The organism is Halorubrum ejinorense (genome assembly GCF_039522565.1).
Lineage (GTDB): Archaea > Halobacteriota > Halobacteria > Halobacteriales > Haloferacaceae > Halorubrum > Halorubrum ejinorense.
The window spans coordinates 119,859-132,313 of sequence record NZ_BAAADQ010000015.1; the positions used below are offsets into that span (position 1 = coordinate 119,859).

Here is a 12,455-nt window from a genome sequence, read left to right on the forward strand (position 1 = left end):
ACGGCCGTCCGCCGGCGCGCTCGCTACGCGTCCGGCGCGCGTCGCAGTACGAGCGCGTCGCCGTCGGCGTACGCGTCCGGCCGCCGCTCGACGACCTCGAAGCCGCACGACGCGTACAGCGCGAGGGCGGCGTCGTTGTCGGGATGCGCCTGGAGCGTCACCGCCCCGTCGGCGTCGGCGGTCACCGTCCGGAGCAGTCCCCGAGCGCGTCCCTCGCGGCGGAAGGCGGGCGCGACGACGAGCTCGGCGACGTGAACGCCCGGACGGTTCGGGGCGTCCACCGGTAGCAGGTAGCCGACCACGCGACCGTCCGCGACGCTCACGCGGGCGTCGCCGGCCGCGAGGCCGTACTCCAACAGGTCCGGACTCGGCTGTCGGAGGTGCGACTGGAGCTCTCGAATCCGGTCGGCGTCGGCGGTCCGTCCCCGCCGGATCCGCGCCGCGGAGCCGTCACCGGCGGGGTCGGGGTCGTCGCCAGCCATCTCAGACCACCGTCAAGAGGGCGACGGCGACGACCGACCCGGCGAGCGTCGCGAGGAAGTTCACGGCCTGGTTCCCCACCCGTTCCCCTTCGATCAGGGCGCCGAGAATGCTGTCGACCGTCATCCCGGCGAACCCGGCGGCGAGGACGACCGCGCCAGCGGCGACCCCGCCGGAGACCACCGGGTCGAGGACCGGGCCCCCGCCGGCGGCGAGCGCGCCGACGAGCAGGGCGCCGGTGAGCCCCGCGAGTTCGCCCTGCCAGGTGATCGCGCCGTCCGTGCCCGGTTCGACGCGCCGAAGCGTCGTCACCAGCCGCGGCCCGTCGTAGAGCCCGCCGATCTCCGAGGAGAGCGTGTCGGCCATGGCGGTCGCGGTCGCGCCGGCGAACGCGGCCCCGAACGGCGCGGCCGGTATCGCGGCGTGCGGGGCGGCCGCGTACCCGACCACGGCGGCGAGCGCGACGGCGGAGTTCGCCAGCACGTTGCCGGTGCCGCGGGCGCCCTCGTTCTCCTGTGCGACGCCGCGGTCCGCCTTCTCGTCGAACCGGTACTTGGAGGCGAGCCCGCCGACCGCGTAGAAGGACATCAGCGTCAGGAACCAGCCGACCCCGCCGAGGACGACCGCGAGCAACGCGGCGACGACGCCGGTGAGCATCCCGGCCACCGAGGCGGTGCCGATGGCGAAGGAGACGTAGCCGAGCGCGCCCGTCACCGCGAGGCCGACCGCGATGAGCGGCGCACTGACGGTCGGATCCAGGGTGAGGAACCCCCAGACCACGAACGCGACGAGTATCGTCGTGATGTGCGCGTCCCGCGCGAACACCAGCGAGCGGACGAGGGCGGCCGTCAGCGCGGCCGCGGCGGCGAGGAACACCAGCAGCGGCACGGTCGCGGCGTCGACGGCGGCGCCGGTCTGGAGCCGCACCGCGATCTGACCGGCGAGGGCGGCGACCGTCCCGGCCGCGACGTAGCCGGCGACGAGCGGGAACTCGTCTGTCGTTCGGCGGGAGACGAGCGTCCGACCGAAGCGGCCCGCGCCCACCGCGAGCGTCGCGGCCGCGAACGCCTCGTACGGCAGCGGGGCGCGCGGCAGCGACGCGAACAGCGCGAGCCCGCCGGCGGCGACCGCGAAGGAGACGAGTCCGTACAGGCGCTCGGCCTCCCGGTCCCCGGGAAGCGCGAGGGTCTCGAACCACTCGCCGTCGCGGACCCCGAAGAAGGCCAGGCCGGCGACGGCGAAGAACGGCACGGCGGCGGCGGTGCCGAGCGCGGGTGCGAGGACCGCGAGGGCGGCCACTGCGGCGAAGATACTCGCCCGTCGGAGCCTCCGTATCACACCCTCGGCTACCCGCGACGACCACTTAACGGTCCCGACAGCCGTCCGGCGGTCGGTACCGCCCGGAGAACCCGACGTAGTCGCCGTCAGTACCGGTACTCGTTGAACTGGACCGCGTGCCCCTCGACCACGCGAACCGCCTCCTCGGGGTCTTCTTCGTCGTCCCCGGTCCGATCTTCGTGTGAGTCAACCACTCCCATGAGAGAGACGAGCAGTTCTTCGCATATAGTTGTTACCCACACAGCGGAGGTTGTCCGCGCCTCGAAGGGGACCTTCAGCCGATGACGCGGTCGATCTGTCCGAGGTGGTCGATCACGTGGTCCGGATCGATCCCGGACGCCGCGAGGGTCTCGTCGTCCGTGACGCCCGACCGCACGAGGGCGGTCGTCATCCCGGCGCGCTCGCCCAGCGCGATGTCCGTGTCGAGCCGGTCTCCGACCACGAGACACTTCTCGGGCGGGTAGGGGAGGCGCTCGCGCACCATCTCGATCGCGACGTCCGAGGGCTTGCCGAGGACGGCGTCCGGCTCGCGCTCGGCGACGCCGGCGACGGCGTTTATCACCGCCCCGGATCCGGGCACGTCGCGCTCGGGCGCCGGGATGACCACGTCGGGGTCGGTGCCGATGAACGGCACGCCGCGCTCTAAGGTCCACAAGGCGGTACAGAGGTCGTCGTAGTCGAACTCGCGGTCGATCGAGGCGACGAGCGCGTCGGCGGCGGCCACCTCGTCGGTCGTCGAGAGGCCGGCGTCCGCGAACTGGTCGAGCAGCCCCGACTCCGCGATACAGAGCAGGTCGTCGTCGGCGTGGTTCTCCCGGAGGTACCTCGTCGTCACGCTGCCGGCGGTGAACACCCGCTCGGCGTCGACCTCGTACCCCGCCGCGCCGAGGCGGTCGACGTACGCCGGCGGCGCCTTCGTCGGGTTGTTCGAGACGAACAGGAGGTCGATCCCGGCCTCGCGGAGCCGTCGGTAGCCCGCCGGGGCGCCCGGGATCGGCTCGTCGCCGCGCACGACCGTGCCGTCGACGTCGAGGACGGCGCCGCTGTATTCCATGAACGCGCTGGGGGCGCCACGGTGGTAGTGGTTGCGCCCGGCGTGCCCGGTTTCGGCTCCCCGTCGTCCACACCCCGCGGGGGCTTCGGGGTCGCTGGATCACGAAGACGGTACCCGTCCCACCTTCGGGATAACGGAAGGGTAAAGCGGCCGCGTTGCGTACCGGTGTTCACTGTGACGACGACCCAGGTGACCCTCGTCCAGATCGACAACTACGGTCCGTGGACGACGACGCCGGAGCCTCGCCGCGAGATGGACCTCCAGACGCTCCAGTCGCGGCTCTTCGCCGACGTCGCCCAGTTCCTCGGCCACCGCGACGCCTACGTCTTCTTCACCCGATTCGACAACATGATCGCGGTGACGAACGGCGTCGACGGCGAGGGTCACGCGACCCTTCAGGAGTCGATCGGCAACCGCTACCCGGTCAGCGTCAGCCTCGGCACCGCCGTCGCCGAGCGCCCCGTCGACGCCCTCGAAGCGGCGAACCGCCGACTTCAGACCGCGGGCAGCGCACAGGACGAGAGCCGGACCGAGGTGCTCACCGGCGAGTACCTCTCCGAGACGAACCGCTCGGACCTCCAGGTCGCGCACTTCGACGTTGTCAACGCCACCGGCAAGTACACCGACCGCCTCAACGAGTTCGACACGTTCATCAACATCGAACAGGCGTACGGCTCGCTGATGCGCCACCTCCGCGAGGCGCACGGCGCCCTCTCCTTCTTCGTCGGCGGCGACAACGTGATCGCGGTCTGCCCAGACCTCCCCGAGACGGCCTTCTCGGCGGCGGTCGACCACGTCCAAGACGACGTCGACATCGAGCTCCAAGTCGGCGTCGGCCGCGGCGCCTCCGCGCACGAGGCCGGCTTCGCGGCCAAACACGCCCTCGAAGACTGCCGCCACGACGGAACGAGCGTCGAGCTGTTCGGCGCGCCCGCCGCCAGCGACTGACACACCGTTCGCGGTCTGCCCCGACCCACTGCGTCGCCGTACTCTCCTACGTAGCCCGAGTCTCCACTCCGGCTCATCGCCCCGCTGATTCGCCGATTCTCTCTTCGCGGATCGATCCCCTTCCGCCACTTTCGGCCTGATCGCCCGCGTTTCGGTCGCTCTCATCCGATCCGATCTGCGGTTATTCTCGAAATCAAATCTGATACTCGGGCTGTGGCATTTTTATACACCGACCTGGAAGACGCGGATAGCATGTCAGAGGATATAGTGTTCGTCTGTACGGCGGACGGCTGTGACGCGGGTCCCTGGGAGGGGTCACACGACGCGATGGCGCACTGCTCGGAGTACCCGGACCACGGGTACACGGGGCGGCCGCGGTCGGAGATCGAACCCACCCGCGAGGTCATCCCCGCGACGGCGACGCGGAAACGGGACAACCGCAACCTCCAGCACAAGGGCCACCCGGAGGGCGCGTACGCACAGAACGACTAACGACTGACGACTCCCGACGAACGAGCGACGATTCCCGACGGACCGGCCGCGACTCCGGCGCCCGCCCCCTGCGTCGACCGCGGTTCCCCGCCGTCGGACCACCACATCGCGTCGCGAGAGGTGGCTCTCCTGATTCTGCGGTTCCCTGCTTCACCCGAACCGACGACGGCCGATAGTTCCGCACGGCCTCGCTCGGCGGATCTCCTCGCGACCAGCGGATCTCCTCGCGACCGGCAGCCCCCTCCGCGACCACAGCGAACCCGGGCACCGATCCGGCGCCGTTTATTGGTGGGCCGGGCGTATCGCCCCGTATGGTTTCGGAGATATTCGACCCCGACGCGTGGGAGCCCGTCACCGACGAGTTCGACGACATCACCTACCACCGGGGCGTCGACGTTCCCGCGGTTCGGATCGCCTTCGACCGGCCCGCGGTCCGCAACGCGTTCCGACCCGGGACGGTCGACGAACTGTACGCCGCGCTCGACCACGCGCGAAAGCAGGCGGACGTGGGCTGCGTCCTCCTCACCGGCAACGGCCCCTCGGAGAAGGACGGCGGCTGGGCGTTCTGCTCGGGCGGCGACCAGTCCGTTCGGGGCGGCTCCGGCTACGAGTACCGCGACGACGACGAGGCGGGCGACGACGACGACGACCTCGTCCGCGACGCCCGGGCCGGGCGCCTCCACATCCTCGAAGTCCAGCGCCTGATCCGGTTCATGCCGAAGCCGGTCGTCGCCGTCGTCCCCGGCTGGGCGGTCGGCGGCGGCCACTCGCTCCACGTCGTCTGCGACATGACCCTCGCGAGCGAGGAACACGGGAAGTTCCTCCAGACCGACCCCGACGTCGCCTCCTTCGACGGCGGGTTCGGCTCCGCGTACCTCGCGAAACAGATCGGCCAGAAGAAGGCCCGCGAGGTGTTCTTCCGCGGGAAGACCTACTCCGCCGAGGAGGCCGCGGACATGGGGATGGTCAACGAAGCGATTCCGCACGAGGAGTTAGAGGACGTGGCCTTAGAGTGGGCCGCCGAGATGACAAAGAAGTCGCCGACCGCGATGCGGATGTTAAAATACGCGTTCAACATGACCGACGACGGGATGGTCGGCCAGCAGGTGTTCGCCGGCGAGGCGACCCGACTCGCGTACATGACCGAGGAGGCGGCGGAGGGTCGTGACGCGTTCTTAGAGGGTCGCGAGCCGGAGTTCAGCGAGTACCCCTGGCACTACTGAGCGCCGGAGGCCGCCGCAGGGGAGCCGGACCCGTCCCCCGCCGTCGGCCTCGCCGAGGTCACCTACAAGTGCTCGCCCGCGGTATCTCTCCCCATGCTCGTCGAGGAAGTGATGACGACGGACCTCGTGACCTGCGACGCCGACGCCACGGTCCGAACGGCCGCGGAGCTGATGCTCCGCAACCGGATCGGCAGCGTCGTCGTCACGGACGGCGGGACGCCCGCCGGGATCCTCACCGAGAGCGACGTCCTCCACGCCGCCTACGCCACCGACGACCCGCTGTCGACGATCCCGGTACAGAAGGCGGCGAGCGCCCCGCTCGTCACCGTCAGACCCGACGCCACCCTTCGGACCGCGACGGATCGTATGCGCTCTGAGGGCGTCAAGAAGCTGGTCGTCGTCGACGGCGTGACACCGGCGGGGATCGTCACCACGCAGGACGTCGTCGACAACTACGCCGGGATCCGACGCGAGGTTCACGACCTCGCGACGGACGCGACGGGGTGGTCGGAGCGGTCCGACGGCTTCGGCGACTGAGGGGTCCGGACGGTCGGCCCGTCGACCGCTCAGTCGTCGCCGGCGATCCCCTCTGCGACCGCCATGTCGTCCACCGATGGGTCTTCTTCCGACACGCGCAGGACGAACCGCTTGCGGATCAGGTCGGCCACGTGAACTGCCTCGGGGTCGAGCCCCGAGGCACTCGCCTTGTTTTCTCTGTAGACGACCGTCCCGACGATGATCAGCGTGTCACCGGGGAGCCGCGCCCAGAACAGCGTCTGGACGAGGCCGCCGTCGTAGAACTCGAGGCTGCGCGCCGCGGTAGCTCTCCGCGAACATGTTCGCGGGTCGGCTTACCCGGACCGGTGGTCTACGAACGCGTATGGCCCAACCCAGCGAGATGGCGGAGTCGAGCCCGGCCGAAACGGAGTCGAGCCCGGACGCGGCGGACGCGACCGCGACCGAAGCGGAGACGACGGTCACGGTCCGGTGTACCGGCCACGTGCGAACGGAACTGGGCGTGTACGAGTTCGAGTACACGTTCGCGGGCGACACGCTTCGGGCCTTCCTCGACGAGCTGTTCGAGGAGTACCCGCAGCTTCAGGACATGCTGATCGCGGAGTCGGAGTCCGACGCGACCCACAGCGGGTGGGCGCCCGCGCCCGACGAGCTGCCCGGAACGTGGACGAAGAACCCGGTCGGCGAGCAGACGACGACGTACGCCCGGATCCTCGTGAACGGCCACTTCAACGAGAACGAGAACGGGTTCGACACGGAACTGGAGGCGGGCGACCGCGTCGCCTTAGTCTACCCCTTCATGTTCTGCTGTTAGCCGCCGCCCGCGGCCGCCGATACCCTTTTCGGAGTCGCTCGTCGGTCTGAAGCCATGTACGCGGCCCTCTACCGATTCGCAGTCGGTGCTTACCTCCTGTGGATACTGCTGACCGTCGTCCACCTCGTCGGGCGGTTTACGCCGGCGCCGTCGTTCCGGATCGCTCACCTCGGCGTCGTCGTCGGTGCCGGCGTGTTGACCCTCGTCGGTGCCGCCAAACTGCTTCGGAACGGATACGAACGGGCGGCGCGTCGGCTCGACGAGCGGTCGTGAGTGCGGTCGCCCGGCTGCTGCTCGCGACGTGAGTGCGACAGCGAGAGAGGCGGGATTCGAACCTCACTCACTCCGCTCGCTACGCTCGCTTCGTTCCCTGGTTCGAATCCCTTCTGTGCCCGATGCTGTCGCTCACGTATTGTTCGCGACAGCATGCGGGGGAAGGGATTCGAACCCTCGAACCTCTACAGGAGCGGATCTTAAGTCCGCCGCTTTTGGCCAGGCTCAGCCACCCCCGCGCGGATTCGAGTATCCGCGGCGGGATGAAACGCCTTTCGGAACCGTCGGCCGAGGCCCTACCAGTCGACCGAGAGCGTCCCGTCGCCGTGCGGGTCCGGTGCTATCTCTTCGTCGGTCCGACGGTCGACGACGTGGATCACGCCCGCGTCCTTCTTCGCGGGACACGCTTCGGCCGCGCGGACGTTCTCGGCTAAGTCCTCCTCGCCGATGTAGTACGCCTCCGGCTTCGCCATCCCGCTCGCCACGTCCATCACCCAGTTGTCCGCGACCTCGGCGCACTTCCCCGCCCCGAAGCACTTGTTCGCCTCGAAGACGATCTTGTACGGCTTCTCGTCGATCGGCGGCCCCTCGCCGCCGATGTCGCTGGCGCGGAGCACCTCGTCGCCGCCGTCGGTCGCGGCCTCGTCGCCGTCGGCCTCGTCGCTCATGCCGTTCCCTCGGCGGTCGCGGGACTTTCGTCTGTCGGTCGTTCTCGCTCGCTCGCAACGAAGCCGTCGGTCACTCGTCCGCGTGGTCCGCGAGCAGCCGCTCGGCGTGGTCGGCCGACTCCGCCAGTTCCCACCGGACCTTCGCGGCGTCGCCGTACGCGAGCGCCTCCTTCAGGTCGTCGCGGAGGACGCCGGCGCCGAACCCGACCGTCTCGCCGTCGGCGTCGCCGAGTTCGTACAGCGCGTAGCGGTTCGGGGCGCTCCCGACGGTCGATCGGTCGAGGTCGCGCCACGGCTTCGCGAGACTCATCGGCTCCGGGTGGGCGGGCTCCGCGTCACACTTCCCGGTGGGCGTCGAGGCCGTCTTCCGGGCCATCGACGATCTCGTAGCTCCCCTCGGTCCAGCCGTCCTCGACGAAGACGAACACCCGTCCGCCGGCGATCTCGGGGTCGGCGACGACCTCGTTCCGCTGGCCGGTCCGGCCGACGATCACGCCGGGGAACACCTCGTCGCGCTCGCCGTCCTCGACGATGACGCGACCGACGCCGGACTCCTCTAAGATCTCGTCGTCGGTCTTGTAATCGTTCACGTACGTCATCACGCCCTCCGTCTCCGTGGGGTCGGTGACGAGCACGTGGGTCTCCTTGCCGGGACCGGCGGTCACCGACCCCTCGGCCGACTCGGGGACGCCCCGGTAGAGGGTCGTCCGGCCGTCGAGGTACTCGATGACGACGCCCTCCTCGCGGAGGTCGACGCCGATCGACGTCGGGGGCACGTCGCTGCGTGATGGCGCAGACATACGACACGCTCGGAGTGCCGGACTCAAAAGGACCGCGCTCGGCGCGCCGCGCCCGCTGTCAGCCGCGAGAATCGGCGTGCCACATTTAAGTTACTCCCGAGGGGAGTGCGTGTCATGCAACGGACGCGACGGACGCTTCTCGGCGTCGGTGCCGCCCTCGTCGGGACCGCCGGGTGTCTCGGCGTCGAGGGCGTCGAGTACCCCGAGAGCGCCGACGCCCCGGGCGACGCCGACCCCCCCGGCGACGACCCGCCGGAAGACGGCCCTCCCGACGACCCCGCGGACGCCGGCGACGAGCCCGCGACGCTCAATTCCGCGCTCGCCGACGCGACCCGCGAGGTCGTCGACGACGCGGTGTGGTTCGCGACCGAGTACCCGGCCGCGGTGGCGACGTACCGCGACGCGATCGCCGACGCGGTCTCGACCGTCCGATCGGTCCGCGCGACGGTCGACGAGGAGGCGGCGGTGACGACCGAACAGGTGGACGCGGTCGCGGCCGCGACCGCGACCGCGGAGGACCGCGCCGCGGACGCCTTGGAGCCGCACTTCTCGCCCGGTCCACGAATCCGCGCCCGAACGGACCGACACGTCGAGGCCCTGCGGACGGTCGCGCCCCGTGACGACGTCGACCGAGTCCTCGAGGAACTCGACCGTCTGGACGGGGAGCTGGCGAGCATCGGAACGGCGATCTACGTCGACGAGGCGTTCTCGCGTCGGCCGATACACAACCGGCTGTTCCGGCGGCTGCTGGCGCCGCTGCCGACGGACGACGACGATCGCAACCGGGTCCTCTCCGACACGCTCGTCGAAGTCGCCGTCGCGAGCCGCGGGTTCGAGACGTTCGCGCACCGGCCGTACGACCGAGACGAACTCGAGCGCGACGAGGTGCCGCGAATCTACGGCGACGCGTTCAACGCCGAGCGTCGCCGGGAGCTCCGCGCTCGGCTCGGGCCGATCCCGCAGTCGACGGACCGCGTCGAGGAGCTGTTCTTCGCGTTTACCGACCGACCGCTCCCCGGAAACCGGAGACGAGAGGCGTTCCGGGGGTGGGCCCGCGAACTCGACGGCGTTCCGGCTTACGTCCAGCGCTATCCGGACGCGGAGACCGCCGCGGAGCGCCTCTCTGCGGCCCTCGACGCCGGCTCGACCGAAGGACGTGCGCCGATCGATCCGGAGGCGACGCTCGCCGGCTCGGACGTCACCGGCAACGCCTCCGAGTCGGCGAACAACACGGCCGCCAACGCGACGGGGGCGGACGGGGAGGCGGTCGATCCCGGACCGACCGCTTGGCACCGGTTCTACCACCGCGAAGCGGAGGGCGAGCGGTACGGCTTCGACGAGCACGCCGGCGTCCAGTACGGCTACGTCGCCCGGGCCGGTGAGTTCCTGCTCGCGACCGGGTTCTCCGGCGACGCGTGGGAGGAACGGACCGGCTGGCACGGTGGCCTGCGGCACGGGTGGGTGACCGGCGCGTGAACGCGAACCGGATCGGCCTCGTGGCGGCCGCGTTCGCGCTCGTCGGCGCCGGCGCGGGGGTCGTGGGCGCGGCCGCGACCGGGTGGGCGGAGACGGCGCTGGCGACCGCCGCGACCGGCGAGACCGCGCGGTTCGGCCCGGTATTCGTCGCGCAGTCGTACCTCGCCGCGACCGCGACCGTCCTCGTCGGCGCGGTCCCGCTAGCCGGCGTCCTCGGCGTCCTCGTCGGTTCCCGGTCCCGGAGCGTCGTCTCCGCGGCGACGACCTGCGGCCTCGGCACCGGTCTCGGCGCGCTCGCCTACGGGCTGGTGGCGGTCACGGTGATCGTCGTCTCGCAGGGCGACGCCGCCACGCAGGCGCACGGGATCGTCGACGCGCTCGTGCCGACGCTCGCGACGGCGTTCGTGTCCGGCGCAGTCGGCGCGTCGACCGGCGTCTTGGGGACGGTGATGCGATGACCCCCGACACCGACGCGAGACGGAACGGTCGCCGTGACGCCGACCGACCCCTCCGGCGCGCGTCGCGTCGAGGGGTGCTCGCGGTCGGCGCCGCGGGACTGCTCGCCGGGTGTCTCGTGACCTCCGAAGAGGAAGGGGACGCCACCGCTCCGCAGACGGACGACGGTGCGAGCGGCGACGACTCCGACGGTGAGGGGTCGGGAACCGACGACGGGGGAGACGGCGAGAGCGACGACGACACGACGCCCGACGAGGTCGGTCCGGACGGAGCCGGCCTCGTCGTCACCGACACGACGGTCCGGGAGGTGACAGAAGGCGGCGGCCGGACGAGGGTCCGAGCCCGACTGACCGTCGAGAACGCGGGCCGGTTCGACTACGGCGTCGTCGAACTCCGCGTCGACGCGTACGCCACGCCGGCCGGGACCGACGAGCGCGAGGCCGTCGGGTTCGCGTACGTCACGAAGCGGTTCTCGCCCGACGACCCCTTCGACGGTTCGGACCCCCGTGCGTTCGACGTGACGATCAGGTTCGAGAGTAACGGAACCTCCGTCCGCCCGGCCCCCGACCGTTACGCGGTCGACGCGGCGGTCAGACGCGCGGAGCCGCTCTGACACCGGACCCCGGCCGGTGTGAGGTCACCGTTAGTTCGCGGGCTCGCGGCCGAGAGTCTCGCCGTGATCGCTACCTCTTTGTCCGCGCTCGCGAGCCGGGAACCATGGAGGGACGGGCAACCGCGCTCGGCGCCGGCACCGTGTTGAACGCGCTCGCGACCGGCACGGGCGCCGCCTTCGGCATCGACGTCGAGACGCGCGCGACCGTCGACCTCGTTCCCGCGGCCGACGGCGTCACCGGCGAGATCGCCGAGGACCCGGACGCCGACACCGAACTGATCGAGCGCTGCGTCTCGCTCGCGACCGACCGCTGGGGCGACGGCGAGGGCGGCACCGTCCGGACCGACAGCGACGTGCCGCTCGCGGCGGGGCTGAAGAGTTCGAGCGCGGCCGCCAACGCGACGGTCCTCGCCACCTGCGACGCGCTCGGCCTCGCGGTCGGCGACGACCCGGACGACCCCGCGGTCGACGTGACCCGCCTCGCGGCGTGCCGGCTCGGCGTGCGCGCGGCCCGCGAGGCCGGGGTCACGGTCACCGGCGCGTTCGACGACGCGACCGCGTCGATGCTCGGCGGCGTCACCGTCACCGACAACGACGCAGACGAACTGCGCGCCCGGGAAGCGGTCGACTGGGACGTCCTCGTCTGGACGCCGCCGGAGCGAGCGTACAGCGCCGACGCCGACGTGGCGCGCTGCGAGGCGGTGGCGCCGATGGCCGACCTCGTCGCCGACCTCGCGCTCGACGGGCGGTACGGCGAGGCGATGACGGTGAACGGGCTGGCGTTCTCGGCCGCGCTCGGCTTCGACGCCGACCCCGCGGTCGAGGCGATGCCCCACGCCACCGCCGTGTCGCTGTCCGGCACCGGGCCGAGCGTCGTCGCCGTCGCGGCCCCCGACGACCCCGAGGCAGACCTCGACGCGGTCGCCGACGCGTGGCGCGAGCGACCCGGCACCCTGCGGCGAACGACCACGAGAAACGACGGCGCGGCCGTCACCCGAGAGCCAACCCAATGAGCGAAACACCGAACCCCGAAGAGATGAGTCTGGACGAACTGCGCCGCGAGATCGAGGACATCGACCGCGAGATCGTGGAACTGATCGCCCGCCGGACCTACGTCGCCGACACGGTCGCGGCCGTGAAGGAGGACCGCGACCTCCCGACGACCGACGAGAGCCAAGAGGAGCGCGTGATGGAGCGCGCCGGCGAGAACGCCGAGCAGTTCGACGTGGACGCGAACCTCGTGAAAGCGATTTTCCGGCTGCTGATCGAGTTGAACAAGGTGGAGCAGCGGGAGAGTCGGTAGC

At 71.1% G+C, this 12,455-nt stretch carries 17 protein-coding genes, 1 tRNA gene and 1 pseudogene; 11 read left to right on the forward strand and 8 right to left on the reverse strand.

Translation table 11 applies throughout. From position 1 onward, the window contains the following. Positions 1–23 precede the first annotated feature (23 nt). The 3 genes from ABDZ89_RS13835 to ABDZ89_RS13845 all read right to left on the reverse strand — a co-directional run bounded on the left by ABDZ89_RS13835 (position 24) and on the right by ABDZ89_RS13845 (position 2,872). Positions 24–482 (reverse strand): GNAT family N-acetyltransferase, encoded by a 459-nt coding sequence (locus tag ABDZ89_RS13835; protein ID WP_343780100.1) that lies wholly within the window; start codon positions 480–482, stop codon positions 24–26. 1 nt (position 483) lies between these two features. Beyond that, positions 484–1,818 (reverse strand): DUF92 domain-containing protein, encoded by a 1,335-nt coding sequence (locus ABDZ89_RS13840; RefSeq protein ID WP_343780102.1) that lies wholly within the window; start codon positions 1,816–1,818, stop codon positions 484–486. Positions 1,819–2,092: 274 nt separating this feature from the next. Continuing rightward, positions 2,093–2,872, reverse strand: coding sequence for an HAD-IIA family hydrolase (locus ABDZ89_RS13845; RefSeq protein ID WP_343780104.1), 780 nt, complete (start codon positions 2,870–2,872; stop codon positions 2,093–2,095). 174 nt (positions 2,873–3,046) lie between these two features. On the opposite strand from ABDZ89_RS13845, the gene ABDZ89_RS13850 reads away from it, so the two are divergent. The 4 genes from ABDZ89_RS13850 (at position 3,047) to ABDZ89_RS13865 (ending at position 6,072) form a co-directional block, all read left to right on the forward strand. Next, entirely contained in the window at positions 3,047–3,820 is a 774-nt protein-coding gene (locus ABDZ89_RS13850) for a GTP cyclohydrolase III (RefSeq protein WP_343780107.1), read from the forward strand. A gap of 252 nt (positions 3,821–4,072) precedes the next feature. Continuing rightward, positions 4,073–4,312 (forward strand): hypothetical protein, encoded by a 240-nt coding sequence (locus ABDZ89_RS13855; RefSeq protein WP_343780108.1) that lies wholly within the window; start codon positions 4,073–4,075, stop codon positions 4,310–4,312. A gap of 311 nt (positions 4,313–4,623) precedes the next feature. Beyond that, on the forward strand, positions 4,624–5,535 hold the full coding sequence (locus tag ABDZ89_RS13860) for a 1,4-dihydroxy-2-naphthoyl-CoA synthase (RefSeq protein ID WP_343780110.1): 912 nt from the start codon (positions 4,624–4,626) through the stop codon (positions 5,533–5,535). A gap of 93 nt (positions 5,536–5,628) precedes the next feature. Continuing rightward, positions 5,629–6,072 carry a CBS domain-containing protein gene (locus ABDZ89_RS13865; RefSeq protein WP_343780111.1) on the forward strand — a complete coding sequence of 148 codons (444 nt, stop codon included), beginning with the start codon at positions 5,629–5,631 and terminating at the stop codon, positions 6,070–6,072. A 29-nt stretch (positions 6,073–6,101) separates the two neighbouring features. Here the strand turns inward: ABDZ89_RS13865 and ABDZ89_RS13870 are convergent. Beyond that, positions 6,102–6,353, reverse strand: a pseudogene (locus ABDZ89_RS13870) (hypothetical protein); the annotation flags it as partial. A 62-nt stretch (positions 6,354–6,415) separates the two neighbouring features. On the opposite strand from ABDZ89_RS13870, the gene ABDZ89_RS13875 reads away from it, so the two are divergent. Together ABDZ89_RS13875 and ABDZ89_RS13880 are read left to right on the forward strand one after the other, a co-directional pair. Continuing rightward, the gene (locus tag ABDZ89_RS13875; RefSeq protein WP_343780113.1) at positions 6,416–6,865 is read left to right on the forward strand and encodes a MoaD/ThiS family protein; all 450 of its coding nucleotides are present in this window, start codon (positions 6,416–6,418) and stop codon (positions 6,863–6,865) included. A gap of 54 nt (positions 6,866–6,919) precedes the next feature. Then, entirely contained in the window at positions 6,920–7,138 is a 219-nt protein-coding gene (locus ABDZ89_RS13880) for a hypothetical protein (protein ID WP_343780116.1), read from the forward strand. 154 nt (positions 7,139–7,292) lie between these two features. Here the strand turns inward: ABDZ89_RS13880 and ABDZ89_RS13885 are convergent. From ABDZ89_RS13885 to ABDZ89_RS13900, 4 genes are all read right to left on the reverse strand, one after another. Next, a tRNA-Leu gene (locus ABDZ89_RS13885) sits at positions 7,293–7,377 on the reverse strand. Positions 7,378–7,434: 57 nt separating this feature from the next. Further along, entirely contained in the window at positions 7,435–7,806 is a 372-nt protein-coding gene (locus tag ABDZ89_RS13890; RefSeq protein WP_343780117.1) for a ferredoxin, read from the reverse strand. A gap of 70 nt (positions 7,807–7,876) precedes the next feature. Continuing rightward, positions 7,877–8,116: a DUF7508 domain-containing protein gene (locus ABDZ89_RS13895; protein WP_343780119.1), complete on the reverse strand. Its 240-nt coding sequence runs from the start codon at positions 8,114–8,116 to the stop codon at positions 7,877–7,879. Positions 8,117–8,141: 25 nt separating this feature from the next. Continuing rightward, complete coding sequence (locus ABDZ89_RS13900) at positions 8,142–8,606, reverse strand: DUF5796 family protein (RefSeq protein WP_343780120.1); 465 nt, start codon at positions 8,604–8,606, stop codon at positions 8,142–8,144. 114 nt (positions 8,607–8,720) lie between these two features. Between ABDZ89_RS13900 and ABDZ89_RS13905 the strand changes: the two genes are divergently transcribed. The 5 genes from ABDZ89_RS13905 to ABDZ89_RS13925 all read left to right on the forward strand — a co-directional run bounded on the left by ABDZ89_RS13905 (position 8,721) and on the right by ABDZ89_RS13925 (position 12,454). Then, entirely contained in the window at positions 8,721–10,082 is a 1,362-nt protein-coding gene (locus tag ABDZ89_RS13905; RefSeq protein WP_343780122.1) for a hypothetical protein, read from the forward strand. Next, the gene (locus ABDZ89_RS13910) at positions 10,079–10,540 is read left to right on the forward strand and encodes a hypothetical protein (RefSeq protein ID WP_343780125.1); all 462 of its coding nucleotides are present in this window, start codon (positions 10,079–10,081) and stop codon (positions 10,538–10,540) included. Before ABDZ89_RS13905 ends, ABDZ89_RS13910 begins: the two co-directional genes overlap by 4 nt. Next, positions 10,537–11,151: a hypothetical protein gene (locus ABDZ89_RS13915; protein WP_343780127.1), complete on the forward strand. Its 615-nt coding sequence runs from the start codon at positions 10,537–10,539 to the stop codon at positions 11,149–11,151. Before ABDZ89_RS13910 ends, ABDZ89_RS13915 begins: the two co-directional genes overlap by 4 nt. Before the next feature lie 104 nt (positions 11,152–11,255). Continuing rightward, a complete protein-coding gene (locus tag ABDZ89_RS13920) occupies positions 11,256–12,164 on the forward strand; it encodes a shikimate kinase (protein WP_343780129.1) in 909 nt (302 codons plus the stop codon). After that, complete coding sequence (locus ABDZ89_RS13925; RefSeq protein ID WP_343780132.1) at positions 12,161–12,454, forward strand: chorismate mutase; 294 nt, start codon at positions 12,161–12,163, stop codon at positions 12,452–12,454. Before ABDZ89_RS13920 ends, ABDZ89_RS13925 begins: the two co-directional genes overlap by 4 nt. Position 12,455: the final 1 nt, after the last annotated feature.

Bases quoted from the DNA above. Each gene is read 5' to 3' on its own strand.
- ABDZ89_RS13860 (WP_343780110.1), top strand. From the start codon at position 4,624: ATGGTTTCGGAGATATTCGACCCCGACGCGTGGGAGCCCGTCACCGAC.
- ABDZ89_RS13915 (WP_343780127.1), top strand. From the start codon at position 10,537: ATGACCCCCGACACCGACGCGAGACGGAACGGTCGCCGTGACGCCGAC.
- ABDZ89_RS13845 (WP_343780104.1), bottom strand. From the start codon at position 2,872: ATGGAATACAGCGGCGCCGTCCTCGACGTCGACGGCACGGTCGTGCGC.
- ABDZ89_RS13865 (WP_343780111.1), top strand. From the start codon at position 5,629: ATGCTCGTCGAGGAAGTGATGACGACGGACCTCGTGACCTGCGACGCC.
- ABDZ89_RS13855 (WP_343780108.1), top strand. From the start codon at position 4,073: ATGTCAGAGGATATAGTGTTCGTCTGTACGGCGGACGGCTGTGACGCG.
- ABDZ89_RS13900 (WP_343780120.1), bottom strand. From the start codon at position 8,606: ATGTCTGCGCCATCACGCAGCGACGTGCCCCCGACGTCGATCGGCGTC.
- ABDZ89_RS13835 (WP_343780100.1), bottom strand. From the start codon at position 482: ATGGCTGGCGACGACCCCGACCCCGCCGGTGACGGCTCCGCGGCGCGG.
- ABDZ89_RS13895 (WP_343780119.1), bottom strand. From the start codon at position 8,116: ATGAGTCTCGCGAAGCCGTGGCGCGACCTCGACCGATCGACCGTCGGG.
- ABDZ89_RS13905 (WP_343780122.1), top strand. From the start codon at position 8,721: ATGCAACGGACGCGACGGACGCTTCTCGGCGTCGGTGCCGCCCTCGTC.
- ABDZ89_RS13875 (WP_343780113.1), top strand. From the start codon at position 6,416: ATGGCCCAACCCAGCGAGATGGCGGAGTCGAGCCCGGCCGAAACGGAG.
- ABDZ89_RS13890 (WP_343780117.1), bottom strand. From the start codon at position 7,806: ATGAGCGACGAGGCCGACGGCGACGAGGCCGCGACCGACGGCGGCGAC.
- ABDZ89_RS13925 (WP_343780132.1), top strand. From the start codon at position 12,161: ATGAGCGAAACACCGAACCCCGAAGAGATGAGTCTGGACGAACTGCGC.
- ABDZ89_RS13880 (WP_343780116.1), top strand. From the start codon at position 6,920: ATGTACGCGGCCCTCTACCGATTCGCAGTCGGTGCTTACCTCCTGTGG.
- ABDZ89_RS13920 (WP_343780129.1), top strand. From the start codon at position 11,256: ATGGAGGGACGGGCAACCGCGCTCGGCGCCGGCACCGTGTTGAACGCG.